Consider the following 24,403-nt stretch of genomic DNA (forward strand, 5'->3'; position numbering starts at 1 on the left):
GCCGGTCAATCGAACTGCACGAACGTGCAAGAATGGTGGCCCAGGGCATCATTCGACGAGGGGAAGGGAGCTGGCCCGTGAGAAAACGTGAGACCGATCACCGGGCGGGCACGCCCCCACGCCGGGACGCGCAGGCCCTGCGGGCCGCGCAGCTGTACTACGTCCAGCACCTGACCATGGACTCGATCGCCCGGGACCTGGGGACGTCGCGCTCCACGGTCTCGCGGCTGCTCACCTACGCCCGGGACTCGGGCATGGTCACCATCTCGATCACCGACCACCAGCTGCAGGGGCCGGAGACGGCGGCGGCGATCGCGCGGCTCTTCGACGTGCGCGCGCACGTGGTGCCCACCGACGGCGGGCTGGGCGAGTCGTCGATCCTCGACCGGGTGGCGCTGCATGCAGCGGACCTGGTGGGCCGTCTGGTGGACTCGGAGATGACCGTCGGCGTCGCCTGGGGGTCCACCGTGACCGCGCTGAGCAAGCACCTCAAGCGCAAGCCCACGCACGACGCGGTCTTCGTCCAGCTGAACGGCTCCGGGAACCCGCAGTCCTCCGGCATCGGCTACGCCTCCGACATCATGCACCGGTTCGGAACGGCCTTCACCGCCCGGGTGGAGCAATTCCCCGTCCCCACGTTCTTCGATCATCCCGAGACGCGGGAGCTGATGTGGCAGGAGCGCTCGGTCCGCCGCGTGCTGGACCTGCATGCGCACATGGGGCTGGCCGTGTTCGGCCTGGGCACCATCGGCGCGGAGGTCCCCAGCCACGTCTACCGCGGCGGCTACCTCACGCCGTCCGATGTGCGCGAGCTGCGTCGGGAGGGCGTCGTCGGCGACATCGCCACCGTGTTCTACCGGTCCGACGGCGGCACGGCCGGGATCGATCTCAACCGCCGGTCCACGGGTCCCGCGCTGGAGCAGCTGCGCCAGGTGCCGCGCCGCGTCTGCGCCGTCGCCGGCAAATCCAAGGTCCCCGCACTCGCCGCGGCCCTCGCCGCCGGGTACATCACGGACCTCGTGGTCGACGAGGGCGCCGCGCGGCACCTGATCCGTTTCCACGAGCGGAACCAGGCACGGCGGTCGTCCGCCCCCGACGGCGGTAGGTTGGAGGCATGAGTCCCCGCCGCTCCCTGCTCAGCACCCACGAGCTGCACGGCGCCCGCGTCCGCTGCTGGACGTACCCGGGCCGCCCCGACGCCGCGGCGGCCACCGGCTCGCCTCCCGCCCCGTCCCGCGGGGTCGTCGTCGCGGTCCACGGCTTCCGCGGGGACCACCACGGCCTCACGCGTCTGATCGAGGCGCTGCCCGAGACGACCTTCGTCGTCCCCGACCTGCCGGGATTCGGCGCCTCGACGGAGCTGCCCGCGGACGCGCCGCACCGGCACGACATCGAGGGCTATGCGGCCGTGCTGTCCGCGCTGGTCGAGGATCTCGGGGTCGGTGCCGATGCGGTCCTCCTGGGCCACTCGTTCGGTTCGCTCGTGGCCGCGGCGCACGCCGCCGCGGCGCCGCACCGGTGGGCGGGTCTGATCCTGGTCAATCCGATCAGCGAGCCAGCGCTGGAGGGATCGGAGGCCGTCCTGTCGCGTCTGGCCCATCTCTTCTACCGCTGCGGCGCCGCGCTCCCGGCCCCGCTGGGCGAGCGACTGCTGCGCTGGCGGCTGGTGACCGACGTCATGAGCCTGACGATGACCAAGTCCCGGGACCGGGAGACCCGGCGGTACGTGCGGGACCAGCACCGGCGCTACTTCGGCGGCTTCACCAGTCGCCGAGCCCTCCTCGAGGCCTTCGCCGCATCCATCTCCTGCACGGTGCGGGACGACGCTGCGGCGATCCCGGTGCCGACACTGCTCGTCGCCGGCGTCCTCGACGAACTGGGCAGCCCGGAGTCGCAGCGGGCCCTCTCCGCCCGCTTCCCCGACGCCCGCCTGCGCCTGATCGACGGGGTCGGGCATCTGATCCACTACGAGGCGGCCGGGCCGGCAGCGCAGCTGGTCCGCGGGTTCCTCCGGGACCTGGCCGGTCGGGTCCAGGGGCGTGCCGTGGGCGGCTCCTGACCCGGACCGTCGGGGCCCTCGGGCTCCCCGCCCCGCGTCCGCCGCGGGGCCCTTCCCCGACCGGCACCGTTCAGAGCTGCGTGTCGCCGTCGACCCGCACATTGACCACGGGCTCCCGGTTGGCGGAGAACACGGCCTTGAGGTGTCTCAGCTGGCCGGTGACCGAGGGACCGTCCGCGTGCCGGAAGAAGAGCAGCCAGCGGTGCTTCACGGCGTCGTCGTCCTCGACGATGACGGGACCGACGCGGCGGACGGACTCCGGCAGGTCCAGACGGGACACGAATCGCTCGACCGCAGCCGAGGGCCCGGTGACGGCGGCGCTGCGGACGGCCGGCGGCAGCCCGAGCTCGCGCCGCTGCTGGAGCTCCCGCTCGGCGTAGCCCGGGGCGTCCCCGCGGACCAGGGCCCGGACCGGGTCCGAGTCCGCGGCGGTGACCACCACGACTCCCCCGTCCACGCTGGGACGGCCGAGGTGGGCCGCCGCCATCCAGCGGTGCAGGACCTCCTCCGCGGAGCGCAGCGAGTCCCTGGCCAGCATGCGGTCCCCGTCGAGCAGGAGGACGGCCGCGTAGCCCCCCTCCGCCACGGGCTCCGCCCCCGGCGTGGCGACCACCAGGGTCCCCGCCCCGGTGACGCTCTCGCGCGGGTTCGCCCCCGTGACCGACACGACCCGGGCCCGGGGGAACGCCCGCCCGAGCTCCTCGGCGGTGCGGTCCGCCCCGACGCTGGCCGCGCGCAGTCGCTGGGCCCCGCAGGCGAGGCAGGCCCAGCCGTGGGCGACGACGCCGCACCAGCGGCACTGCGGCGTCCCGCCCTGCTCCGAGAGGGCCAGCGGCCCGTTGCACTCCAGGCAGCGGGCGGCCTCGCGGCACCGCTCGCAGCGCAGCGCCGGGATGAACCCGGTGCGGGCGACCTGGACGAGCACGGGCCCTCGCTCGAGTCCGTCGTGGGCGGCCTGCCAGGCGGCACGGGGCAGCCGGGCGGCATGCAGCACCGGATCGCGTTCCGCCTGGTATGAGTCGGAGGTCGCGAGGACCCGCGGTGCGCTGCGGCGCAGCTCTCCCCGGGGCAGGGCGAGCTCGGCGGCCCACCCGGTGAGCACGAGCCGCTGCGCCTCGGGCGTGCGCGATGTGCCGGCGATCAGGAGCGCGGCCTCCTGCAGCTCGCTGCGCAGCAGGAGGACTTCGCGGGCGTGCTGGTAGGGGGCCCGCGGCTCGGCGTGTGACTGGTCGTGGTCCTCCCAGATGACGAGGAGGCCGACGTCCCGGACGGGCGCGAACGCGGCCGAGCGCGTGCCGACGGCGACGCGGACGCGTCCCCGGCTGAGCGCCAGGAACTGGCGGTAGCGCTCGGAGGCGCCGTCGTCGGCGGTCAACCGGGCATAGGCGCCCGCGCCCAGGTGCTCGTCGAGATGGCGGCAGAGCCGGTCGACGTCCCGCTGGTCGGGGACCACCACGACGGCGCCGCGGCCCGCCGCCCGCGCGGCGGCCACCGCCTCCGTCACCGCGACGAGCCCGGTGCGCCAGCCGTGGGTCGGAGCGAGCGTCGCGACCGCGCGGGCGCGCTCGCCTCGGGCGACCGCCGCCAGGAAGTCGGCACCGCCGTCGTACCGGGCGAGGACCCCGTCCGCGTCGGGGGCGGGCGTCTGCGCGGGACTGGTTGCGTCAGCGCCGCCGGAGGGGCCTGGGGAGGGGCCGTCTGCATCCGCCGCGGGGGCGGGCGGCAACGCCTCCTTCTCGACGCGCGCCGCCCGGGGCGGCACGGCCGCCCGGACCACGTCGGGGACGACGCCGGCGTAGCGCTCGGCCACCGCGCTGCACAGCTCCAGGACGTCGGGGGCGAGCACCGGCTCGGCCGAGACGACGCGCCGGAGCGGCTGCAGCTTCAGCCCCGGCTGGGCGGTGTCGGTCCGCTCGACGATGTAGCCGCTGAGCTCCTGCCCGCCGAACCGGGCGCGGATCCGGGCTCCGGGAACCGCCGCCGCGTCCAGTTCCGCCGGGACGAGGTAGTCGTAGAGCTGGTCCAGATGCGGTACCGCCGTCTCCAGCAGGACGCGGGCGATCGGATGCTCTGCCGCTGCCTTCGGTCCCCCGGGGGCCGGACCGCTGACGTCGAAGCCCCTCAGGAGGGACGGCTGGGACGCGTCCACTCTCGGGACGGCCTAGACGCCGAAGTAGGCCCGGAGCTCGTCGACCCGGTTCGTCTCCTCCCAGGGGAACCCCGCATCGGCCCGGCCGAAGTGGCCGTGGGCCGCGGTGGCCTGGTAGATGGGACGGAGCAGGTCGAGCTCCTGGATGATGCCGAGCGGGCGCAGGTCGAAGATCTCCTGGATCGCAGCGGGCAGGCGGGACGGGTCGACGGTCTCGGTGCCGAACGTCTCGACGTAGAGCCCGACGGGACGGGCCTGGCCGATCGCGTACGCGACCTGGACCTCGGCGCGGCGGGCCAGACCGGCGGCCACGATGTTCTTCGCGACCCAGCGCATGGCGTAGGCGGCGGACCGGTCCACCTTGGACGGGTCCTTGCCGGAGAACGCCCCGCCGCCGTGGCGGGCGAAGCCGCCATAGGTGTCGACGATGATCTTGCGACCCGTCAGCCCGGCGTCGCCGACGGGGCCGCCGACGATGAAGGGACCGGCGGGGTTGAGGATCACCTTGGTCCGGCTCGTGTCCAGGCCGCTCGACGCCAGGACGGGCGCGACGACGTCGTCCTGGAGGATCTCGCGGACGTCCTCGAGGGCGAGTTCGCGGGCGTGCTGGGCCGAGACGACGACGGTGTCGACGGCGACGGGCCGGTCGCCGTCGTATCCGATGGTGACCTGGGTCTTGCCGTCGGGGCGCAGGAGCGGCTGAGCCCCGCTCTTGCGCACCTCGGTCAGGCGCTCGGAGAGGCGGTGGGCGAGGAAGATGGGGGTCGGCATGAGGGCGTCTGTCTCGTCGCTCGCGTAGCCGAACATGAAGCCCTGGTCACCGGCGCCCTGGGCATCGCGCGGGTCCTGCAGCCGACCCTCCCGGGCCTCGAGGGACTTGTTGACGCCGTCCGAGATCTCGGGGGACTGCTGGCCGATGGAGATCGAGACGCCGCACCGTTCGCCGTCGAACCCGTTGGCCGAGGAGTCGTAGCCGATCCCGAGGATCGTGCTGCGCACGAGCCGCGGGATCTCGACGTACCCCTCGGTGGTGACCTCGCCGGCCACGTGGACGAGCCCGGTCGTCGTCATCGTCTCGACGGCGACCCGGGAGTTCGGGTCCTGTTCGAGCATGGCATCGAGGATCGCGTCGCTGATCTGGTCGCAGATCTTGTCGGGATGCCCCTCGGTCACGGACTCGGAACTAAAAAGGCGGAGGGTCTTGGCTTCAGTCACTCGCACAACATTACCGGTTACCCACCCTGACGATGGCGTCGACTACGGCCCGCGCGACGTCGTCCTTGGATCCGGCGGTGGGCACCGGCTCGGAGCCGTCCCGGAAGAGGATGGTCGCGTCGTTGGTGTCCTGGCCGAAGGTCCGGTCGACTCCCACCTCGTTGACGACGAGGAGCTCGCAGCCCTTGCGCTCGAGCTTGCGGCGCCCGTAGTCGAGGACGCTGGAGTCGCCGTCGCCGGTCTCCGCGGCGAAGCCGGCGATGATCGGCGGCAGGCCGGCCCCGTCCGGTCCCCCGGCCTCGCGTGCGGCGACGAGCTCGGCGAGGATGTCTGGATTGCGCACGAGTCGGATCGTCGGCGCGTCCCCGTCGTCGGTCTTCTTGATCTTGGCGTCCGTGTAGTCGGCGGGGCGGAAGTCCGCCACCGCCGCGGCCATGACCAGGGCGTCCGCTCCCCGTGCGGCCTCGAGGACGGCATGCTGGAGCTCGAGGGCGCTGCCGGCCCGTGTGACCTCGACGCCCTCAGGCGCGGGCTCGTCCATGTGGGCGGCGACGAAGCGGACGGCGGCGCCGGCCTCGAGCGCTGCCCGCGCGATCGCGATGCCCTGCTTGCCCGAGGAGCGGTTGCCCAGGAAGCGCACGGGGTCGAGGGGCTCGCGCGTGCCACCGGCGGTGACCACGACCGTCCGGCCCTCGAGCTGCCGGGCCCCGGCGGGCACGGCCGAGGGGTCGTCGGTCGCCGAGCCGGCCAGCAGGCGCAGGGCGGCTGCGTGGATCGTCTCCGGCTCGGGAAGGCGGCCGGGTCCCGAGTCCTTGCCGGTCAGTCGGCCGGTGGCCGGGTCGAGCACCTGGATCCCCCGACGGCGGAGCGTCTCGACGTTGGCACGGGTGGCGGGATGCTCCCACATCTCGGTGTGCATGGCAGGCGCCATGAGCACCGGGGCGCGGGTGGCCAGCAGTGTGTTCGTGAGCAGGTCGCCGGCCATGCCGGCCGCGGCCTTCGCCAGGAGGTCGGCGGTCGCCGGGGCGACCACCACGGCATCGGCGTGCTGGCCGAGACGGACGTGGTTGACGGCGTCGACGGCCTCGAACACGGTGTCGGTGACCGGGTTGCCGCTGAGCGCCTCCCAGGTGGGCCTGCCGACGAACTCGAGGGCCGCGGCGGTCGGGACGACGTCGACGTGGAACCCGTCCTCTTTAAACAGCCGCAGCAGCGAAGCGACCTTGTAGGCGGCAATGCCGCCGCCTACGCCGAGGACGATTCGCTGCTGCGTCATGTGGTGGACCCGACGAAGGTCAGGCCGCGGACTCGTCCAGCGGCTTCACCTGGAGGACGCCGGAGTTGATCTCGCGCAGGGCGATGGAGAGCGGCTTCTCGTTCAGCTTGGTGTCGACGAGCGGGCCGACGTACTCGAACAGGCCCTCGTGCAGCTGGGCGTAGTAGGCGTTGATCTGACGGGCCCGCTTGGCAGCGTTGATGACCAGCGCGTACTTGGAGTCAGTGGTCTTCAGCAGGTCGTCGATCGGCGGGTTGATGACACCCTCAAGGTTCGTGGACACGAAGCCTCCAGATTTCTGTAGAAAGTCGTTTCGGTGGAGTCGGCTAGACGTCGCGCGGAGCGAGTCCCATGTGGGAGACCAGCTCGTCGGCGGCGCGCTTGACGTCGTCGTTCACGATCGTGACGTCGAACTCCGGCTCGGCGGCAAGTTCCAGTTTAGCGGTTTCGAGGCGGCGCTGCTGTTCCTCGGCGGATTCCGTGCCGCGGCCCACGAGTCGGCGCACCAGTTCCTCCCACGACGGCGGGGCCAGGAAGACGAACTTCGCGTCCGGGAGCGTCTTCTTCACCTGCCGGGCGCCCTGCAGATCGATCTCCAGGAGGACGTGCCGTCCGGCTGCCGCGGCCTCGAGGACCTTGTCGCGGATGGTGCCGTAGCAGTTCTTGCCGTGGACGACCGCCCACTCGAGCATCTGGTCCGCCTGGACCAGCCGGTCGAACTCCTCGCGGGCGATGAAGTAGTAGTGGACGCCGTCCTGCTCCCCGGGGCGGGGGGCGCGGGTCGTCGCGGAGACGGAGAGCCAGACCTCGGGATAGTTCTCACGGATGTACGTGGAGACAGTGCCCTTCCCGACGGCGGTCGGTCCGGCGAGGACGGTGATCTGCGGGTGCTGCGACGCGGTCATGGTGCCTTTCGTCTGGGCCCGCTTCACCGGGCCTCACTGGGAGAAGTGTTCGATCAGCGCCGCTTGCTGCTTGCGTCCGAGCCCGCGGACCCGGCGGTTGGGCGAGATGCCCAGCTTCTCCATCAGAGCCGTGGCCCTGACTTCGCCGATGCCGGGGACGGCCTCCAGGAGGTCCGCCACACGCAGCCTCCCGACGGCCTCGTCGGTGGCGCCGAGCTCCAGAATCTCGCCGATGTCCATGGTGCCCTGCCGGAAGGCCTCCTTGATCTCGGCCCGGCGGCCCCGGGAACGCAGCGCCTTGGCGCGTGCATTGGCACGATCTTCATCGGACAACGATTTCAGAACCATGACACTGTACCCCTTTGGCCGGCTCGATGGTTCGCCGAGGCGGCCCCGTTCGGCCGACCCCAGAACCTTCGGTGTGGCTCCGAACCTAGCGAACAGTCGGCTAAGAAGCAACGGTGTTTGAGTGAACGTGGAGGATCCGACCAGCGGTGGCCAGGCCGGATCCTCCCCTGTCAGCCCGGCGTGCGGCGCCGGGCCGGCAACGGCGCGCTCAGGCCAGTCCGTCGCGGGCGCGCTCCGCCGCGGCCCGGAGCACGGACGCGTCCGGACCGGCGACGAGCAGTCCCCGGCTGCTGGTGGCGAGCACCTGCGGCCAGGCGCTGCCGAAGAGGCTGCGCAGGTCTTCCGCCGTTGCTCCCTGGGCACCGAATCCGGGGGCCAGGATCGGGGCTCCGGTCGTGCCGAGGTCGAGCCCGAGCAGGCCGAGCGCCTCCCCGACCGTGGCGCCCACGACGAGCCCGGTATGCCCCAGGGCCCCCTCGGCGCGCCCGCGGTCGGCGGCCGCAGCGTTCTCCGCACGGACGGCGTCGACGATGCCCTTGGCGACCGACCGGTCACCTCCGACGTGCTGGACCGAGGCGCCTTCCGGATTGGAGGTGAGTCCTAGCACGAAGACTCCCCGGCCGGTGGACTCGGCCAGTTCCAGCGCCGGGCGCAGGGACTCGAACCCCAGGTAGGGACTCAGCGTCACCGCATCGGCCGCGAGCGGCGATCCGTCGCGGAGCCACGCGTCGGCATAGGCCGCCATCGTGGAGCCGATGTCCCCCCGCTTCGCGTCGGCGATGGTCAGGACGTCCGCTGCGCGGGCCGCCGCGAGCAGCTCCTCGAGCGCGGCGATCCCGGCGGAGCCGTGCCGCTCGAACAGCGCGACCTGCGGCTTGACGGCGGCGACGACGGGCGCGAAGCCCTCCAGCGCAGTCAGCGAGAAGGCGCGGAGTCCGTCGACGTCGTCGGCGAGTCCCCAGGAAGCGAGCAGTCCGGGGTGCGGGTCGATGCCGGCGCAGAGCTGGCCCCGCTCCCCCATCGCCGCGGCCAGGCGTCCGCCGAACGGTTCGCTAGACACTCGCGACCGCCTCCGCCTGCTCGGCGATGCCTGCGGCGATGACGGCGGCGTGCTCCTGGAGGCTGGTGACGTCCCAGGCGAATTCGCGGATGGCCGTGATCGCCTGGATCGCCGCGCCGAGCTCTGCCACAGTCGTGATGACCGGGACGCCGACGCTCGTGGCAGCCGCGCGGATCTCGTACCCGTCCCCGCGCGCGTCCCCGCCGGACGGGGTGTTGAGGATCAGGTCGATCTTCCCGTCGGTGACCAGGTCCACGATGCTCTCCTGCCCCTCGGCGGCCTCGTCGCTGACCTTGCGGACCACGGTCGCCCCGATGCCGTTGCGGCGCAGGACGTCCGCGGTGCCGCCGGTGGACACGATCTCGAAGCCGAGGTCGGCCAGGTGCTTCACCGGGATGACGATCGAGCGCTTGTCGCGGTTGGCGACGGAGACGAAGACGCGGCCGGAGGTCGGCAGCGGGTTGTTGGCCCCCGCCTGCGACTTCGCGAAGGCCGTGTCGAAGTACTTGTCGATGCCCATGACCTCGCCGGTGGAGCGCATCTCCGGTCCGAGCAGCGAGTCGACCACGCGCCCCTCGGGGGTGCGGAAGCGGGCGAAGGGCAGCACAGCCTCCTTGACGGAGACCGGAGCGCTGAGCGGCAGCGTCGATCCGTCGCCGGCTCCGTTGAGCAGTCCCTGGGCGCGCAGCGACCCGATGGTCGCCCCGGTGCCGATCAGAGCGGCCGCCTTGGCCAGCTGGACTCCCGTGGCCTTAGAGGTGAACGGAACGGTGCGGCTCGCGCGCGGGTTCGCCTCGATGACGTAGAGCACGTCGGAGGCCAGCGCGAACTGGATGTTGATCAGGCCACGGACCCCGACGCCGGCCGCGATGTGGCGAGTGGCCTCGCGGACCCGGTCGATGACGTCCGACCCCAGGGTGATTGGTGGCAGCACGCACGCCGAGTCACCGGAGTGGATGCCGGCCTCCTCGATGTGCTCCATGATTCCGCCCATGTAGAGGTCGGTGCCGTCGAAGAGCGCATCGACGTCGATCTCGATCGCGTCCTCGAGGAACCGGTCGACGAGGACCGGGTGGTCCTCCGTGATCTCCGTGGCGTTCTCGATGTACCGGGCCAGATTGGGCTCGTCGTAGACGATCTCCATGCCACGGCCGCCGAGCACGTAGGAGGGGCGCACCAGGACCGGGTACCCGATCTCGTCGGCGATGCGCTTGGCCTCCTCGAAGGAGACGGCGGTGCCGTTCTTCGGGGCGATGAGGCCGGCGGCGTCCAGGACCCGCTGGAAGGCGCCGCGGTGCTCGGCGAGGTCGATGGCCTCGGGACTGGTCCCGAGGATCGGCACGCCGGCACGCTTGAGGTCGGCCGCGAGCTTCAGCGGGGTCTGCCCGCCGAGCTGGACGAACACCCCGTGCACGCCGCCGGTGACCTGCTCCGCGTGGATGACCTCCAGGACATCCTCGAGGGTCAGCGGCTCGAAGTACAGGCGCGTCGACACGTCGTAGTCGGTCGAGACGGTCTCCGGGTTGCAGTTGACCATCACGGTCTCGTAGCCGGCCTCGCGGAGGGCCAGGGTCGCGTGGACGCACGAGTAGTCGAACTCGATGCCCTGGCCGATGCGGTTCGGTCCCGAGCCGAGGATGATGATGCTGGGCTTCTCGTGCCGCCCGACCTCGTTCTCCTCGTCGTAGGAGGAGTAGTGGTACGGCGTGAACGCCTCGAACTCGGCGGCGCAGGTGTCGACGGTCTTGTAGACGGGGCGGATGCCGAGCGCGTGCCGCACGCCGCGGACGACGGCCTCGTCCAGGTTGCGCAGTGCGCCGATCTGGGCGTCGGAGAAGCCGTGGTGCTTGGCGTTGCGCAGGACGTCCTCGGTCAGGGACTCCGCACCACGGATCTCGGCGGCCGTCTCGTTGATCAGGGCCAGCTGGTCCAGGTACCAGGGGTCGATCTTGGTGGCGTCGAAGACGCGCTCGATCGATGCGCCGCCGAGCAGCGCCCGCTGCACATTGGAGAGCCGCTCCGTGCTGCCCTTCTCGGACGCGTCCAGCAGCCGCTGGACCTCGTCGGCGTCCGGTGCGTCGAAGGTCAGCTCCGCGCCCTTCTGCTCGAGCGAGCGGAGCGCCTTCTGCAGGGCCTCCGTGAAGTTGCGGCCGATGGCCATGGCCTCGCCGACCGATTTCATGGTGGTGGTCAGGGTCTTGTCCGCCGCCGGGAACTTCTCGAAGGCGAACCGCGGGACCTTCACGACGACGTAGTCGAGCGTCGGCTCGAAGCTCGCCGGGGTCTTCTTGGTGATGTCGTTCGGGATCTCGTCCAGGGTGTAGCCGAGCGAGAGCTTCGTGGCGATCTTGGCGATCGCGAAGCCGGTCGCCTTCGAGGCGAGGGCCGACGAGCGGGACACGCGCGGGTTCATCTCGATGACGACGACGCGGCCCGTGTCGGGCTCGATGGCGAACTGGATGTTGCAGCCGCCGGTGTCGACGCCGACCTCGCGGATGACGTTGATCGCGATGTCCCGCAGGCGCTGGTACTCGCGGTCGGTCAGCGTCATGGCCGGGGCCACCGTGATCGAGTCGCCGGTGTGGACGCCGACCGGGTCGAAGTTCTCGATGGAGCAGACGACCACGACGTTGTCGTTCTTGTCGCGCATCATCTCCAGCTCGTACTCCTTCCAGCCGAGGATGGACTCCTCCAGGAGCACCTCGGTGGTCGGCGAGTACTGCAGGCCCGCCCCGGCGATCCGCCGGAGGTCCTCGGCGTTGTAGGCCATGCCCGAGCCGAGACCGCCCATCGTGAAGGACGGGCGGACCACCATGGGGTAGCCGAGGTAGTCGACCGCGGCGAACGCTTCGTCGAGGCTGTGCACGATGACGGAGCGCGCCGACTCGGCGCCGGAGCGCTCGACGACGCCCTTGAATTTCTCGCGGTCCTCGCCCAGCTCGATGGCCGCGATGTTCGCTCCGATGAGCTCGACGTCGTACTTCTCCAGGACCCCGTTCTTGTCCAGGGCGATCGCCGTGTTCAGCGCGGTCTGCCCGCCGAGGGTGGGCAGGACGGCGTCGGGACGCTCCTTGGCGATGATCTTCTCGACGACCTCCGGGGTGATGGGCTCGACGTAGGTGGCGTCGGCGAACTCGGGGTCGGTCATGATCGTGGCGGGGTTGGAGTTCACGAGGATGACCCGCAGGCCCTCCTCCTTGAGCACGCGCAGGGCCTGCGTCCCGGAGTAGTCGAACTCGGCGGCCTGGCCGATGACGATCGGGCCGGAGCCGATGACGAGGACGGACTTCAGATCTTCGCGCTTCGGCATTAGTTGACTTCCTTGGTCTTGGTCTCGGCGTGGGCTGCCATCACATCGATGAAGCGGTCGAACAGGTAGGCGGAGTCGTGCGGCCCGGCCGCCGCCTCGGGGTGGTACTGGACGGAGAACGCGGGGCGGTCCAGGCAGCGCAGCCCCTCCACGACGTCGTCGTTCAGGGACACGTGGCTGACCTCGACGCGGCCGAAGCGCTCCACGGGGGCCGTGACGACGCCCTCGGTGGGCGCGTCGACGGCGAAGCCGTGGTTCTGGCTGGTGATCTCCACCCGGCCGGTGGTCTTGTCCATGACCGGCTGGTTGATGCCGCGATGCCCGAACCGCAGCTTGTACGTCCCGAAGCCGAGGGCACGGCCGAGGATCTGGTTGCCGAAGCAGATGCCGAAGAACGGCGTGCCCGCGTCGAGGACGTTGCGCAGCAGCTCCACCTGGACGTCGGCGGTCGCCGGGTCGCCCGGTCCGTTGGACATGAACACGCCGTCCGGCTGGACGGCCATGATGTCCTCGACTGTGGACGCGGCGGGGAGGATGTGCACGCGGACGCCGCGCTCGGCGAAGCGGAACGGGGTCATGCCCTTGATGCCCAGGTCGATCGCGGCGAGGGTGAACCGCGGCTCGCCCTCCCATCCGCAGGCGGACGGCTCGACGACGTACGCCTCGTCGACGCTGACCTCCTCGGCCAGCCGGGCGCCCTTCATCGAGGGCTGGCCCTGCACTTCGGCGATCAGCTCGGCCTCGGGGCGGCGGGCCGCGTCGCCGGCGAAGATGCCGCCCTTGAGCGAGCCGACACTGCGCAGGTGGCGGGTCAGGGCGCGCGTGTCGACGCCCTGGATGCCGACGATGCCCTGCTCGGCGAGCTCCTGGTCGAGCGGCTTCTCGCTGCGCCAGTTGGACGGGCGGCGGGCGGCGTCGCGGAGGATGTAGCCGGCGACCCAGATGCGGCGGGACTCGGCGTCCTCGCGGTTCATGCCGGTGTTGCCGATGTGCGGGGCGGTCTGGACGACCAGCTGGCGGGCGTAGGACGGATCCGTGATGGTCTCCTGGTAGCCCGTCATGCCGGTCGCGAACACCGTCTCGCCGAGCGTGGTGCCGACGGCGCCGTACGAGCGGCCGCGGAAGACGCGGCCGTCTTCGAGCACCAGCAGTGCGGGCTCGGAGGTCTTCTGTGCAGTCACTTGGTGTCCTTCTGTTCAGGCTGATCTGCGTCAGGGGTGGTCTTGGGCCCGCCGGCGGCGGGCGTCGTGAGTTCTTCGAGGGCGGTGACGACGGCGGCGACCGCCTCGGGTCGTCGGGCGCGGAAGCCGGTGTCCACCGGGCGTCCGCCGAGGCGCCACTCGAGCACGACCAGTCCGTCGCGCTCGACGAACTTCCCGGCCATGCCGGACTCGCGGCGCACCCCGATCGCGTCCCGCGCCGGGACGAACACGTCGCGGGCGCCGGACCGGGTGTAGAGGACGCCCTCCGGGTGGACGGAGAGCGTGGCGTTCGCCTTGTAGCCGAGCGTGTGCACGGCGATGCGGTCGAGCCAGTCCCCCGCCGTGGTCGTGCTGACGTACTGCCCTTCGGCGGAGGCCAGCGGGGCGCCGAGGCCCTCCGGCGCGGGCAGTGGTTCCGCGACGCCGGACTGGCGCTTGAGGCGTCCCCGCCAGCCACGGACGATCAGCGCCACGAGCACGGCCGCGACGGCGAGGGTCGCGAAGGCCGCCAGACCGTACTCGCTCACGCCTGGTCCCCGGCCGCGCGCGGCGTGTTCAGCTCCGCGTCGAGCACCGTGGGCGTGCCGCGGTAGAACGTCGCCTCCACCCGGCCCGGCAGCTCCATGCCGGCGAACGGCGAGTTCCGCCCCATCGTGGCCATCGCGCCGGGGTCGACCGTCCAGCGGTGCGCCGGGTCGACGAGGACCACGTTCGCCGGCTCGCCGGCGGTCAGCGGGCGGCCCTGGTCCGCCACGCGGCCGATGGTGGCCGGCGTCGTCGACGTGACACGGGCGAAGTCCGCCCAGGTCATCATCCCGGTCTCGATCATCGTGTGCTGGACCACGGAGAGGGCGGTCTCCAGCCCCGTCATCCCCATGGCCGCCTGCGCCCACTCGCACTCCTTGGCCTCGTCTGGGTGCGGAGCATGGTCGGTGCCGACGATGTCGATGGTCCCGTCCGCGAGGGCCTCCCTGAGTGCCATGACGTCGGCCTCCCGGCGCAGCGGCGGGTTGACCTTGTACACGGGGTCGTAGGTCCGCACGCGCTCCTCGGTGAGCAGCAGGTGATGCGGGGTGACCTCGGCGGTGACCGCGATCCCGCGGGCCTTCGCCCAGCGGATGATGTCCACGCTGCCGGCGGTGGAGACGTGGCAGACGTGCAAACGGGATCCGACGTGCTCGGTCAGCAGGACGTCACGGGCGATGATCGATTCCTCGGCGACGGCCGGCCACCCGGGGAGGCCGAGGACGGCGGAGACCTCGCCCTCGTTCATCTGGGCGCCCTCGGTGAGCCGCGGCTCCTGTGCGTGCTGGGCGATGACGCCGTCGAAACCCTTGACGTACTCGAGGGCCCGGCGCATCAGCACGGGATCGGAGACGCAGATGCCGTCGTCGGAGAAGACGCGGACGCCGGCGCGGGACTCGGCCATCGCGCCGAGCTCGGAGAGCCGCTCCCCCGCGAGGCCGACGGTGACGGCGCCGACGGGGCGGACGTCGACCCAGCCGCTGCGGCGGCCGAGGCTCCAGACCTGCTCGACGACGCCGGCGGTGTCGGCGACGGGATTCGAGTTGGCCATGGCATGCACGGCGGTGAACCCGCCGCGCGCGGCGGCGCGGGTGCCCGTCTCGACGGTCTCGGCGTCCTCGCGGCCGGGCTCGCGCAGGTGGGTGTGCAGGTCCACCATGCCAGGCAGGGCGACGAGCCCGGCGGCGTCGATCTCGCGGGCACCGGCAGCACGCGGGTGAGCGGCCGCGTCGGGGCCGACGGCGGCGATCTCGCCGTCGGCGAGAAGGAGGTCGGAGGGATCGCCCCCGAGCAGGGCGGCCCCTCGGATCAGGAAGGCCTCGGGGTGGATTTCGGTGCTGGTCATAGTGACTCCCAAGTCTAGTTCTCGCGTGCGTCGCGTCGGCCGCTGTTACGGCGCGCGGAGCGCGGGCGAGGTGCTGGTCGGGCGCGCCGTCGGCGGCTCGGATTCAGTTCGTCTCTGCCGGTCGGGCCCGTGCCCGCCGGCCGGGTCAGTTGTCGCCGGAGAGGAGGAGGTACAGCACGGCCATGCGCACTGAGACGCCGTTGGCGACCTGCTCCAGGACCAGGGCGCGCTTCGAGTCGGCGGCTCCGGAGGAGATCTCGAAGCCCCGGTTCATCGGTCCCGGGTGCAGGATGGCGGTGTGCTCGAAGCCCTGCTCGTCGAGGGCGGCGAGGCGGACGTCGTCGAAACCCCAGCGCCGGGAGTACTCGGCGACGCTCGGGAAGAAGGCGGCGTTCATCCGTTCGGCCTGGACCCGGAGCATCATGACGGCGTCGGGACCGGTGCGCAGGGTCTCGTCGAGGTCGAAGCTGATGGCGCACGGCCAGGCGTCGGCGCCGACGGGCAGCAGCGTCGGCGGTGCGACGAGCGTGACCTCCGCGCCCAGGGTGCGCAGCAGCCAGAGGTTGGACCTCGCCACCCGGGAGTGCAGGACGTCGCCGACGATGACGACGCGCATGCCGTCCAGGTCGGCGCCCGTCGACTCGATCCCGCGGACGCGGGACCAGTGGCGGCGCAGCGTGAACGCGTCGAGGAGCGCTTGAGTGGGGTGCTCGTGGGTTCCGTCGCCGGCGTTGACGACGGCGGCGTTGATCCAGTCGGTGGCCGCCAGGCGGGCCGGCGCCCCCGAGGCCCAGTGGCGCAGGACCACGGCGTCGGCGCCGATGGCCTCCAGCGTCTGGGCGGTGTCCTTGAGGGACTCCCCCTTCGAGACGGAGGAGCCCTTGGCCGCGAAGTTGATCACGTCGGCGCTGAGCCGCTTGGCGGCGGCCTCGAAGGAGATCCGCGTCCGGGTGGAGTCCTCGTAGAAGAGGTTGACCACGGTACGGCCGCGCAGCGCGGGCAGCTTCTTGATCTCGCGCGTTCCGACGGCGGCCATCTGCTCCGCGGTGTCGAGGATGCGGACCGCGTCCTCGCGGCCCAGATCGTGGGTCGAGAGCAGGTGCTTCATGCGTTCCCCTCGATGACGACTTCGTTGACCGCATCGCCGTCGACGGCGTCGGTCTCCTCGAGGTGGACCCGCACCTTCTCGCTGGTGGCGGTGGGGAGGTTCTTGCCGACGTGGTCGGCACGGATCGGGAGCTCGCGGTGTCCCCGGTCCACGAGGACCGCCAGTCGCACGATGCGCGGGCGCCCGAGGTCGGCGAGCGCGTCGAGGGCCGCGCGGATGGTGCGCCCGGAGTAGAGGACATCGTCGACGAGGACGACGACCTTCCCGTCGATGCTGGCCCCGGGGATGCGGGTCGGCGAGGGAGTGCGGGAGGTGCCGTGGCGCAGGTCGTCCCGGTACATGGTGACGTCGAGCTGGCCGACGAGGGCCTCGGCGTCGAGTTGCGGGTCGGTCGCGGCGATGCGCTGGGCGATGCGGCGGGCCAAGGGGTACCCGCGGGTGGGGATGCCGAGCAGGATCAGGTCCTGGGTCCCCTTGTTGGCCTCGATGATCTCGTAGGCGATGCGCGTGAGGACGCGCTCGATGTCGCTGCCCGTCAGGACAGTGCGCGACGTCGTGGACACACTGGTGGCGCTGGGCTTCTCGTGGGAGTCCGCAGAGCTCATGGTGCCGCCTCCTTCCCCGCCTCACTGGACGGACTTAAAGGGTGGACTTGCGGTTCCTAAGTTATCACGAGGCGGCCACCCGGTTGTCGAGCCCTTCGGCCTCCATGAGGGTGTCGAGCCGTTCCACGGACTGCGGCTGCGGGGCAGGGTCGGCCCGGTGCCGTGCCAGCTGGCGGGCGTCGGGCAGCTCCTCGCGTGCAGGCAGCGAAGCGGTGTCGGCGAGGTCCCAGGCCCGCACCGCCTGGACGCTGATGCCCCGCGGCCCGGTGCGCCGGGTGATCCCGTGGATGAGGAGCAGGCGCGTCCCGAAGAGGAAGGGGGCCGAGGCCTGCTGCGCCTCGTGGAAGAAGGTGCAGTCCACGCACCCCGTGCCATCGTCCACGCTGATGAAGACGACGCGCCGTCCACCGCGCATCGGCGGAGTCTGCGTCGCAACGCGGATGCCGGCCACGAGGACCTCCGAGCCGTTGCGCAGACCGAGCAGGTCGGCTGCCGGCGTGGTGCCGAGGCGGCTCAGGGTCGACGCATGGGAGTCCATGAGGTGCGCGCTGACATCCACCGAGAGCAGGTCGAGCTCGGCGCCGACCGTCTCCTCCGCCGTCGGCTCGGGTGCGCCGATCTGGAGCGTTGCGAGCTCGATGTCGGGCAGCGGGAGCGGGAGCTGGCCGGTGATCGGCTGGTATCGCACGGGGACGCTCGACCTGATCTGCCCCCAGTGCCGGACCAGGTCCGCACGGTTGCCGCGTCCACGCTGCAGCGAGTCGAAGGCCCCGAGGGCTGCGTAGCGCTCCAGGGAGGCCCGGCGCAGGCCGGAGCGTTCGCGGACGTCGCTCAAGGAGCCGTAGGGCTGTCCCGCCCGCAGCCGGCGCACCTCGGCCGCCGAGACCCCGTACACCCCGCTGAGCGCGAGCCGGATCCCCAGCCGTCCGTCGTCGCACCGCTGCACCCGGTACGAGAGGTCGGACTCGTTGACGTCGAGGGGGAAGATGGGGATCCCGAGCCGGCGCGCCTCGGCGACCAGCAGGCGCTTGGGGTACATGCCGGGATCGTGCTCCCAGAGGCCGGCGATGAACGCCTCCGGATGGTGGGCCTTGAGCCAGGCGCTCTGGTAGGTGGGGACGGCGAACGCGGCACCGTGTGCCTTGCAGAAGCCGAAGCTGCCGAAGGCCCGGAGCGTCTCCCAGACCTCGTCGATGACCGCCCGGCCGTAGTTCCTCCGGGCCGCCTTGGTGCGGAAGAACTCCTCCACCTCCGGTTCGCGGTCCGGGTTGCCGAGGTAGCGGCGCAGCACGTCCGCGTCGTCGTATCCGCAGCCGGTCATGACGTGGAGGATGCGCAGGATCTGCTCGTGGAAGACAGTGACCCCGTGGGTCTCGGCGAGCGCGGGCTTCAGATCGGGATGCGGGTAGACCTCGGGTGCGAAGCCGTGCCGGTTCTCGAGGTACGGCTTGACCATGTTGGATTTCATGGGGCCGGGCCGGAAGAGCGAGATGTCGATGATGAGGTCGTTGAACCGCTGCGGCGCGAGCTTGCCCACGAGCTCGCGCTGGCCCGGGGATTCGATCTGGAAGCAGCCGAGGGTGTGCGTGCTGCGGATCAGTTCGAACGTCGCCTCATCGTCCTGCGGGATGTGCTCGAGCATGATCGTCCCGTCCGGGTGGACGTAGTCGGTTCCGTGCGCTCCGGCAGCGGCGACCTCCTCGGCGCCGCCGTGGAGGCGGCGGATCTCCGCGACGGCGTAGGCCATGGCGCTCTGCATCCGTACGCCCAGCACATCGAGCTTGATCATGCCCATCGGGTCCATGTCGTGCTTGTCGAACTGGCTCATCGGGAGACCCAGTCCGCTGGCCTGTACGGGGGTGCGGTCCAGCAGCGAGGCGTCGGAGAGGATCACCCCGCAGGGATGCATGGAGATGTGACGCGGGAGCCGGTCCAGTCGCTCCGTCAGGTCCACGAGCAGGTCGAGCTGCCGGTGGGAGCCGACCTGCTCGGCGAAGCGGGCCAGCTCAGGCTTCTCCTCGAGTGCTTCGCGGAAGCTGCCCGCCGAGAAGCGCCACAGCTGCTTGGCGATGTCGTCGATCTGCTGGGGCTCCATGCCCAGGGCCAGCCCGGCGTCGCGTACGGCGCCGCGGGCGCGGTAGGCGTTCTGCATGCTCATGAGCGTCACGCGCTCCGCTCCGAAGCGGTCGAAGATCTCCCGGTAGACGCGGTGGCGCTCGGCGCTCTCCACGTCGATGTCGATGTCCGGGAGCGTGGTCCTGCGCCGGGAGAGGAATCGTTCGAAGATGAGGTCGTGCTTCAGCGGGTCCACGTGACTGACGCCCAGCAGGTAGTTGACGAGGCTGGAGGCCCCTGAGCCGCGGGCGGCGTTGCGGATCCCGAGGTCGCTGATGAGCCGGGCGACCTCGGCGACGGTGAGGAAGTAGGCGGCGAAGCCCAGATCGGCGATCACGGAGAGCTCGTGCTCCAGGCGTTTCCGGAGCGCCTTCTCGTCCGCTTGGCCGAGACGGGGCAGGGCAGGGCCGTTGTAGAGGCGCGTGATTCCGGCCTCGCACCGTTGCTTCAGCTCCCGGTCCGGGTCGCCCTCGATGCCGATGATGCGCGCTTCGGGGACGACGGGCACACCCCACCCGGTGTCGGACACGGGGTCGAGCCTGCTCAGGTCTGCGATCCGCTGGGTCTGCTCGAGGAGGTCCACGGCCACCTCCACGCCGCCGGCTGCCTGCCCGACGCTCTGCGCCACCCGGATCATGCTGGCCGTGCTCTTCAGCCAGCCTTGGCCGTTGGGCTGCCACCCCTCCTGCTCCTCGGCCAGACGTTGCAGGGGCCGTGCGGCGCGCACAGCGTCCAGCACGTCTGCCGTGGCGGCGCCGTCGGGGTCCGCGTACCGGACGGCATTGGTCAGGACCACCGGGAGCCCGCTCTCGCGCCCCGCCCGGGTCATCCTGACCGCGTGCGAGGTGCTCAGACGCGATCCGGGCACGTTGAGGTGGGTGACGGCCGCCAGGGCCAGCGCCCCCTCGGGGAGAGCGCGACGCCAGGCGGTCAGCCGTCGCCGCAGCAGGCGCCGGTCGTGGCCGGCGGCTGCCTGCCCGACGTCGGATTCCGGACCCAGCAGAATGGTGAGCAGGGGCCCCTCCCCCGCGGCCAGACGCAGGTCGCTGCGCAGGTTCCTCCCGGAGGCGTAGTCGGCCAGCACATCCCTGGTCACCCCCACGATCCCCGGCCCGGCACCACCCTCGACGCCGGCTCCGGCGCCGATGCCGTGCGCGGCGGAGACCAGACGGCACAGCGCCGCGTATCCCGCGCCCCTGCGGTGCCCACGGGCCAGGACGATGACGCGTCCGGTCACATGGCGGCGGACCGGACTCGCCCCGCGTCGCTGCGCGCTGGCTCCGGAGAGGACGGCCAGATTCACCCCGAGAATGGGATCGATGCCCTGCTCGATGCACGCACCCAGATGTTTCACAGCCCCGTAGAGGCCATCCCTGTCAGTGCAGGCGAGGGCGTCCTGACCGTCTGAGCTCGCGGCTGCGGCCAGGTCCGCAGGTCGGGAGACGCCGTAGTGCGCGCTGTATGCGCTGGCAACGTCCAGATGGACGAATCCCCCGCTCATGCGGCCTCCTCGCGCACGGCCCCGTGCAGGCGGATCATCCGCCAGCGGCCGGAGGCGACATGATGGGACAGGTCGAAGGTGCGCAGGTCACCGTCGCGGGCGCCGCGTGCCTGCACGCGCCAGATCTCATGGTCGACGAGCCCGCGTCCGCGTCCGCGTTCGGCACGCTGCTCCTCCTCCCACCACTTGCGGCGCTCGTACCACAGCACCGGTTCCTCCAGCACGTCGTACCGCTGTCCGCGCCAGGTCAGCGCGGAGAGCGCACCGTCCTCTGCCAGGACGACATCGAGCGATTGTGTGAACAGACCCATGAGACCTCCATGCCCAGCGGCTGCGCGGTGTGAGTGCCCGCGCAACGAGTGGATACGGGGAGTTGGTGCCTTCCGGGAAGCGGGGAAAGCGACACCTCCAGTGTATTCGAATATGTGTTCGAATGCCTAGGCGACGCTAGCCTCCACCACCCGCAGAATGGCCCCCGTGACCTCCGATCCACTGCTGACCGGGGACGATGGAGGGGACCGCGGTAGACCGCGCGCTCCGCCTCCAGCGGAGCTCAGCCGGTAGACGACAGCGGCGGCACCCACCGTCCTGGTGGATGCCGCCGCTGCTCCCGGATGAGGCCGTCCGCCCTCCCCCACCTCTGGGGAGGAGGGTTCATCCGTTCCGCCCGAGTGGGCGCTGCGTCAGTGCGTGTCGTCCGCGCTGATCTCCGTGCGGTCGCCGCTCCACTGGGTGTGGAACGTGCCCTCGCGGTCGATGCGCTGGTACGTGTGCGCCCCGAACAGGTCGCGCTGGCCCTGGATCAGGGCCGCCGGCAGGCGCTTGCGGCGCAGGCCGTCGTAGTAGGCGAGGGAGGAGGAGAAGACCGGCACCGGGATGCCGAGGCGCACGGCGGTGGCCACGACGCGGCGCCAGGCCGGAACCGCCTCGGCGATGGCCTTCGAGAAAGCAGGGGCGAACAGGAGGTTCTCCGGCTTCTCGGCCGCGGCGTACGCCTTCATGATGTCGTCCAGCAGCTCGGCGCGGATGATGCAGCCGGCCCGCCACAGGGAGGCGATCTCGTCCAGCTTCAGCTCCCAGCCGTACTCGGCCGCGGCGTTGTCCAGCATGTCCAACCCCTGCGCGTAGGAGACCAGCTTGGAGGCGAACAGGGCCTGGCGGACGTCCTCCACGAAGCCCTCCGGCAGCTCGACCTGCTCCTCGCGTCCTTCCAGGACCTCCTGGCCGATGGCGCGCTGCGAGCGCTGGGAGGAGAGCCCGCGGGCGAACACGGACTCGGCGATGCCGGACGTCGGCGTGCCCAGCTCGAGGGCCGAGATGACGGTCCAGCGGCCGGTGCCCTTCTGACCCGCGGAGTCGACGACGACGTCGACCAGAGGCTTGCCCGTGTCCGCGTCGACGTGGCCGAGGACCTCGGCCGTGATCTCGATGAGGAACGAGGAGAGATTGGTCTTGTTCCACTCCGTGAAGACCTTCGCCTGCTCGGCGGGCTCCAGGCCGGCGGCCGAGCGGAGGAGGTCGTAGGCCTCGCCGATGACCTGCATGTCGGCGTACTCGATGCCGTTGTGGACCATCTTGACGAAGTGTCCGGCACCATCGGTCGAGATCCAGGTGCAGCACGGCTCGCCCTCGTACTTGGCGGAGATCTTCTCGAGCATCGGGCCGAGCGCCCGGTAGGACTCCTGCGAGCCGCCCGGCATGATCGACGGGCCGAGGAGGGCGCCCTCCTCGCCGCCGGAGACGCCGACCCCCACGAAGTGCAGGTCCTTCTCGGCCAGCGCGGCCTCGCGGCGGCGCGTGTCCTCGTAGTGGGAGTTGCCGCCGTCGATGACGATGTCGCCCGGCTCGAGCAGGGGCACGAGCTGATCGATCACGGCGTCGACCGGCTTGCCGGCCTTCACCATGAGCATCACCCGGCGGGGAGTCTCGAGGTTCTGCACCAACTCCTCGAGGGACTCCGTGCGGATGAAGTCGCCCTCGTCCCCATGGGCCTCGAGCAGGGCGTCGGTCTTTCCGGCCGACCGGTTGTGGACGGCGACGGTGTACCCGTTACGCGCGAAGTTGCGGGCCAGGTTTGCGCCCATGACGGCCAGGCCGGTCACGCCAATCTGTGCAGGCATACGGAAGGATCCTCCGGAACGGTTGATGTGTGCGGGGCGCCTGTCCCAGGCGCTGCTCAGTAGCCTAGCCCACAGAGGCCCCGCGGAGGCCAAAAAGTAATACCTTTGCGCGGCCATGTTTCCAGTTCCTTCACCCGCTCACCGAGGAGCTCGTGCGCCCCTCGAAGATCGCAGGCGCGCAGCCGGCGCCCCCTGCATTGCCCCGAGGACACAGGAAACCCCGCCATCCCGACCCGGAGGTCGTGGGATGACGGGGTTTGCGAATGGTGGGTCCTACCGGGATCGAACCGATGACATCCACGGTGTAAACGTGGCGCTCTACCAGCTGAGCTAAAGACCCGCGCGCCGGTCAATCCTACCGGCAGCTGCTCCCCCGTCCAACTCCCGCAGAGCCCTGCGGTAGTCCTCCAGAGCCCGCGGACGGCCGACGTCGGAGGAGAACGCCGCCGTGATCCGACCCCCGGCGACGAAGAACGTCGTCCGTCCAGCCCTTCCGGCCCGCGGATCGAAGCACCCGAAGGCCTGCGCCGCGGCCCCGTGCGGCCAGAAGTCGGCGAGGAGCTCGAACGGCAGCCCCTCCTGCTCCGCATAGGCCCGCAGGGCGTACTTGTGGTCCACCGATACGCCGAGGAGCCGTACTCCCGCGTCCTCGAATCGCGAATGCTCGGCCGCCAGCTCGCGCAGCTCGGAGGTGCAGACGCGGGAGAAGGCGAACGGGTAGAAGACCAGGCAGTAGGCCTGGTCCCATAGCGAACGGCTGCCGACCGGCTCCCCGTGCTGATTGACGAGGTCGAAAGCGGGCACGGCCGCGCCCTGCTGTGGGGACCCCACGGCTCCCCTGCTTCCCGCGTAGTCGTTCAGTGCGTGCGCCGTTCAGTTCTTGCGGCGTGGGGCCAGCCGGGACGCCGACCACTCCGCCGATACGCCCTCGCTGGTCGTCATGTGGAGACCCGCCGTCGGCGCGGCCTCCAGGATCTCGGCTGGCTTGACGTGGCCGTCGCGGCCGTTCTTGGGCGTCAGCAGCCAGACCACGCCGCCCTCGTCCAACTGCGTGAGCGAGTCGACGAGGGCGTCGACGAGATCGCCGTCGCCTTCGCGCCACCACAGAATGACGCCGTCGACGACGTCCTGGTCTTCCTCGGTGAGCAATTCTGAGCCGATGCCGTCTTCGAGCGCGTCGCGCAGATCGAAGTCGACGTCGTCGTCATAACCCAGTTCCTGGATGAGATCCCCTTCTTTGAATCCCATCTTGGCGGCAGCCGATTCGGTGGCTGCTGCGGCCTCGCTCACAATCTTCCTCCTCTATGGTGGTCTTACTCTCACTAAGACAACACGTTTCCTCCCCCGGTATCAAGCGCGGGACGCCTGACACGCCGCATTTCTCGGCGGGCGCCGGAGCCTGCGGCCCGGCGCCGCACGGCCCACGGCCACGAGCTACGCATTCTCCAGCCACGCGCATTAGAGTGGCGTGGATAGCTTCCGCTGCACCACGGCGGGAACCTAACCGAGCACGGCGGCCGAACTGCCACGGCCTGGGGAGTGCGACCCACAGACGACGTC

At 71.1% G+C, this 24,403-nt stretch carries 20 protein-coding genes and 1 tRNA gene; 2 read left to right on the top strand and 19 right to left on the bottom strand.

Annotated elements, in window-relative coordinates:
- Positions 1–77 precede the first annotated feature (77 nt).
- Together ABD784_RS02160 and ABD784_RS02165 are read left to right on the top strand one after the other, a co-directional pair.
- Complete coding sequence (locus ABD784_RS02160) at positions 78–1,118, top strand: sugar-binding transcriptional regulator (protein WP_425582902.1); 1,041 nt, start codon at positions 78–80, stop codon at positions 1,116–1,118.
- Positions 1,115–2,059, top strand: coding sequence for an alpha/beta fold hydrolase (locus ABD784_RS02165; RefSeq protein ID WP_344879286.1), 945 nt, complete (start codon positions 1,115–1,117; stop codon positions 2,057–2,059). The genes ABD784_RS02160 and ABD784_RS02165 overlap by 4 nt, the downstream gene beginning before the upstream one ends.
- A gap of 70 nt (positions 2,060–2,129) precedes the next feature.
- Here ABD784_RS02165 and ABD784_RS02170 read toward each other — a convergent pair whose 3' ends face one another.
- The 19 genes from ABD784_RS02170 to ABD784_RS02260 all read right to left on the bottom strand — a co-directional run bounded on the left by ABD784_RS02170 (position 2,130) and on the right by ABD784_RS02260 (position 24,133).
- Positions 2,130–4,208: a primosomal protein N' family DNA-binding protein gene (locus ABD784_RS02170; protein WP_344879290.1), complete on the bottom strand. Its 2,079-nt coding sequence runs from the start codon at positions 4,206–4,208 to the stop codon at positions 2,130–2,132.
- Between the two features lie 12 nt (positions 4,209–4,220).
- A complete protein-coding gene (gene metK, locus ABD784_RS02175; RefSeq protein WP_344879293.1) occupies positions 4,221–5,423 on the bottom strand; it encodes a methionine adenosyltransferase in 1,203 nt (400 codons plus the stop codon).
- A 10-nt stretch (positions 5,424–5,433) separates the two neighbouring features.
- On the bottom strand, positions 5,434–6,699 hold the full coding sequence (coaBC, locus tag ABD784_RS02180) for a bifunctional phosphopantothenoylcysteine decarboxylase/phosphopantothenate--cysteine ligase CoaBC (RefSeq protein WP_344879296.1): 1,266 nt from the start codon (positions 6,697–6,699) through the stop codon (positions 5,434–5,436).
- A 19-nt stretch (positions 6,700–6,718) separates the two neighbouring features.
- Positions 6,719–6,982 (bottom strand): DNA-directed RNA polymerase subunit omega, encoded by a 264-nt coding sequence (gene rpoZ / locus ABD784_RS02185; RefSeq protein WP_309079800.1) that lies wholly within the window; start codon positions 6,980–6,982, stop codon positions 6,719–6,721.
- A 43-nt stretch (positions 6,983–7,025) separates the two neighbouring features.
- Entirely contained in the window at positions 7,026–7,604 is a 579-nt protein-coding gene (gene gmk, locus ABD784_RS02190) for a guanylate kinase (RefSeq protein WP_344879299.1), read from the bottom strand.
- A gap of 33 nt (positions 7,605–7,637) precedes the next feature.
- Positions 7,638–7,952, bottom strand: coding sequence for an integration host factor, actinobacterial type (mihF, locus tag ABD784_RS02195; protein WP_344879302.1), 315 nt, complete (start codon positions 7,950–7,952; stop codon positions 7,638–7,640).
- A gap of 208 nt (positions 7,953–8,160) precedes the next feature.
- Positions 8,161–9,012, bottom strand: a complete 852-nt coding sequence (gene pyrF, locus ABD784_RS02200; RefSeq protein WP_344879304.1) for an orotidine-5'-phosphate decarboxylase — start codon at positions 9,010–9,012, stop codon at positions 8,161–8,163.
- Positions 9,005–12,322, bottom strand: coding sequence for a carbamoyl-phosphate synthase large subunit (gene carB / locus ABD784_RS02205; RefSeq protein ID WP_344879307.1), 3,318 nt, complete (start codon positions 12,320–12,322; stop codon positions 9,005–9,007). The genes pyrF and carB overlap by 8 nt, the downstream gene beginning before the upstream one ends.
- Positions 12,322–13,503, bottom strand: a complete 1,182-nt coding sequence (carA, locus tag ABD784_RS02210; RefSeq protein ID WP_344879311.1) for a glutamine-hydrolyzing carbamoyl-phosphate synthase small subunit — start codon at positions 13,501–13,503, stop codon at positions 12,322–12,324. The genes carB and carA overlap by 1 nt, the downstream gene beginning before the upstream one ends.
- A complete protein-coding gene (locus tag ABD784_RS02215) occupies positions 13,500–14,051 on the bottom strand; it encodes a PH-like domain-containing protein (RefSeq protein WP_344879314.1) in 552 nt (183 codons plus the stop codon). Before ABD784_RS02215 ends, carA begins: the two co-directional genes overlap by 4 nt.
- Positions 14,048–15,394 (bottom strand): dihydroorotase, encoded by a 1,347-nt coding sequence (locus tag ABD784_RS02220; RefSeq protein ID WP_344879317.1) that lies wholly within the window; start codon positions 15,392–15,394, stop codon positions 14,048–14,050. The genes ABD784_RS02215 and ABD784_RS02220 overlap by 4 nt, the downstream gene beginning before the upstream one ends.
- A gap of 145 nt (positions 15,395–15,539) precedes the next feature.
- Positions 15,540–16,502 (bottom strand): aspartate carbamoyltransferase catalytic subunit, encoded by a 963-nt coding sequence (locus ABD784_RS02225; protein WP_344879320.1) that lies wholly within the window; start codon positions 16,500–16,502, stop codon positions 15,540–15,542.
- Positions 16,499–17,107 (bottom strand): bifunctional pyr operon transcriptional regulator/uracil phosphoribosyltransferase PyrR, encoded by a 609-nt coding sequence (gene pyrR / locus ABD784_RS02230; protein WP_344879323.1) that lies wholly within the window; start codon positions 17,105–17,107, stop codon positions 16,499–16,501. Before pyrR ends, ABD784_RS02225 begins: the two co-directional genes overlap by 4 nt.
- A 64-nt stretch (positions 17,108–17,171) precedes the next feature.
- Positions 17,172–20,723 carry a DNA polymerase III subunit alpha gene (locus ABD784_RS02235; protein WP_344879326.1) on the bottom strand — a complete coding sequence of 1,184 codons (3,552 nt, stop codon included), beginning with the start codon at positions 20,721–20,723 and terminating at the stop codon, positions 17,172–17,174.
- Entirely contained in the window at positions 20,720–21,034 is a 315-nt protein-coding gene (locus tag ABD784_RS02240; RefSeq protein ID WP_344879329.1) for a DUF6504 family protein, read from the bottom strand. Before ABD784_RS02240 ends, ABD784_RS02235 begins: the two co-directional genes overlap by 4 nt.
- A gap of 372 nt (positions 21,035–21,406) precedes the next feature.
- Positions 21,407–22,843 carry an NADP-dependent phosphogluconate dehydrogenase gene (gndA, locus tag ABD784_RS02245; protein WP_344879332.1) on the bottom strand — a complete coding sequence of 479 codons (1,437 nt, stop codon included), beginning with the start codon at positions 22,841–22,843 and terminating at the stop codon, positions 21,407–21,409.
- A 264-nt stretch (positions 22,844–23,107) separates the two neighbouring features.
- A tRNA-Val gene (locus ABD784_RS02250) sits at positions 23,108–23,183 on the bottom strand.
- On the bottom strand, positions 23,174–23,674 hold the full coding sequence (locus ABD784_RS02255) for a redoxin domain-containing protein (protein ID WP_344879335.1): 501 nt from the start codon (positions 23,672–23,674) through the stop codon (positions 23,174–23,176). The genes ABD784_RS02250 and ABD784_RS02255 overlap by 10 nt, the downstream gene beginning before the upstream one ends.
- A gap of 42 nt (positions 23,675–23,716) precedes the next feature.
- Positions 23,717–24,133 (bottom strand): DUF3052 domain-containing protein, encoded by a 417-nt coding sequence (locus ABD784_RS02260; protein ID WP_344879338.1) that lies wholly within the window; start codon positions 24,131–24,133, stop codon positions 23,717–23,719.
- Between the last annotated feature and the right edge of the window lie 270 nt (positions 24,134–24,403).

This window comes from Zhihengliuella alba (genome assembly GCF_039538765.1).
GTDB classification, from domain to species: domain Bacteria; phylum Actinomycetota; class Actinomycetes; order Actinomycetales; family Micrococcaceae; genus Zhihengliuella; species Zhihengliuella alba.

Coding starts and splice junctions, on each gene's coding strand:
- ABD784_RS02165 (WP_344879286.1), top strand. CDS start 1,115: ATGAGTCCCCGCCGCTCCCTGCTCAGCACCCACGAGCTGCACGGCGCC.
- coaBC (WP_344879296.1), bottom strand. CDS start 6,699: ATGACGCAGCAGCGAATCGTCCTCGGCGTAGGCGGCGGCATTGCCGCC.
- gmk (WP_344879299.1), bottom strand. CDS start 7,604: ATGACCGCGTCGCAGCACCCGCAGATCACCGTCCTCGCCGGACCGACC.
- mihF (WP_344879302.1), bottom strand. CDS start 7,952: ATGGTTCTGAAATCGTTGTCCGATGAAGATCGTGCCAATGCACGCGCC.
- carB (WP_344879307.1), bottom strand. CDS start 12,322: ATGCCGAAGCGCGAAGATCTGAAGTCCGTCCTCGTCATCGGCTCCGGC.
- ABD784_RS02220 (WP_344879317.1), bottom strand. CDS start 15,394: ATGACCAGCACCGAAATCCACCCCGAGGCCTTCCTGATCCGAGGGGCC.
- ABD784_RS02225 (WP_344879320.1), bottom strand. CDS start 16,502: ATGAAGCACCTGCTCTCGACCCACGATCTGGGCCGCGAGGACGCGGTC.
- pyrR (WP_344879323.1), bottom strand. CDS start 17,107: ATGAGCTCTGCGGACTCCCACGAGAAGCCCAGCGCCACCAGTGTGTCC.
- ABD784_RS02235 (WP_344879326.1), bottom strand. CDS start 20,723: ATGAGCGGGGGATTCGTCCATCTGGACGTTGCCAGCGCATACAGCGCG.
- ABD784_RS02240 (WP_344879329.1), bottom strand. CDS start 21,034: ATGGGTCTGTTCACACAATCGCTCGATGTCGTCCTGGCAGAGGACGGT.
- gndA (WP_344879332.1), bottom strand. CDS start 22,843: ATGCCTGCACAGATTGGCGTGACCGGCCTGGCCGTCATGGGCGCAAAC.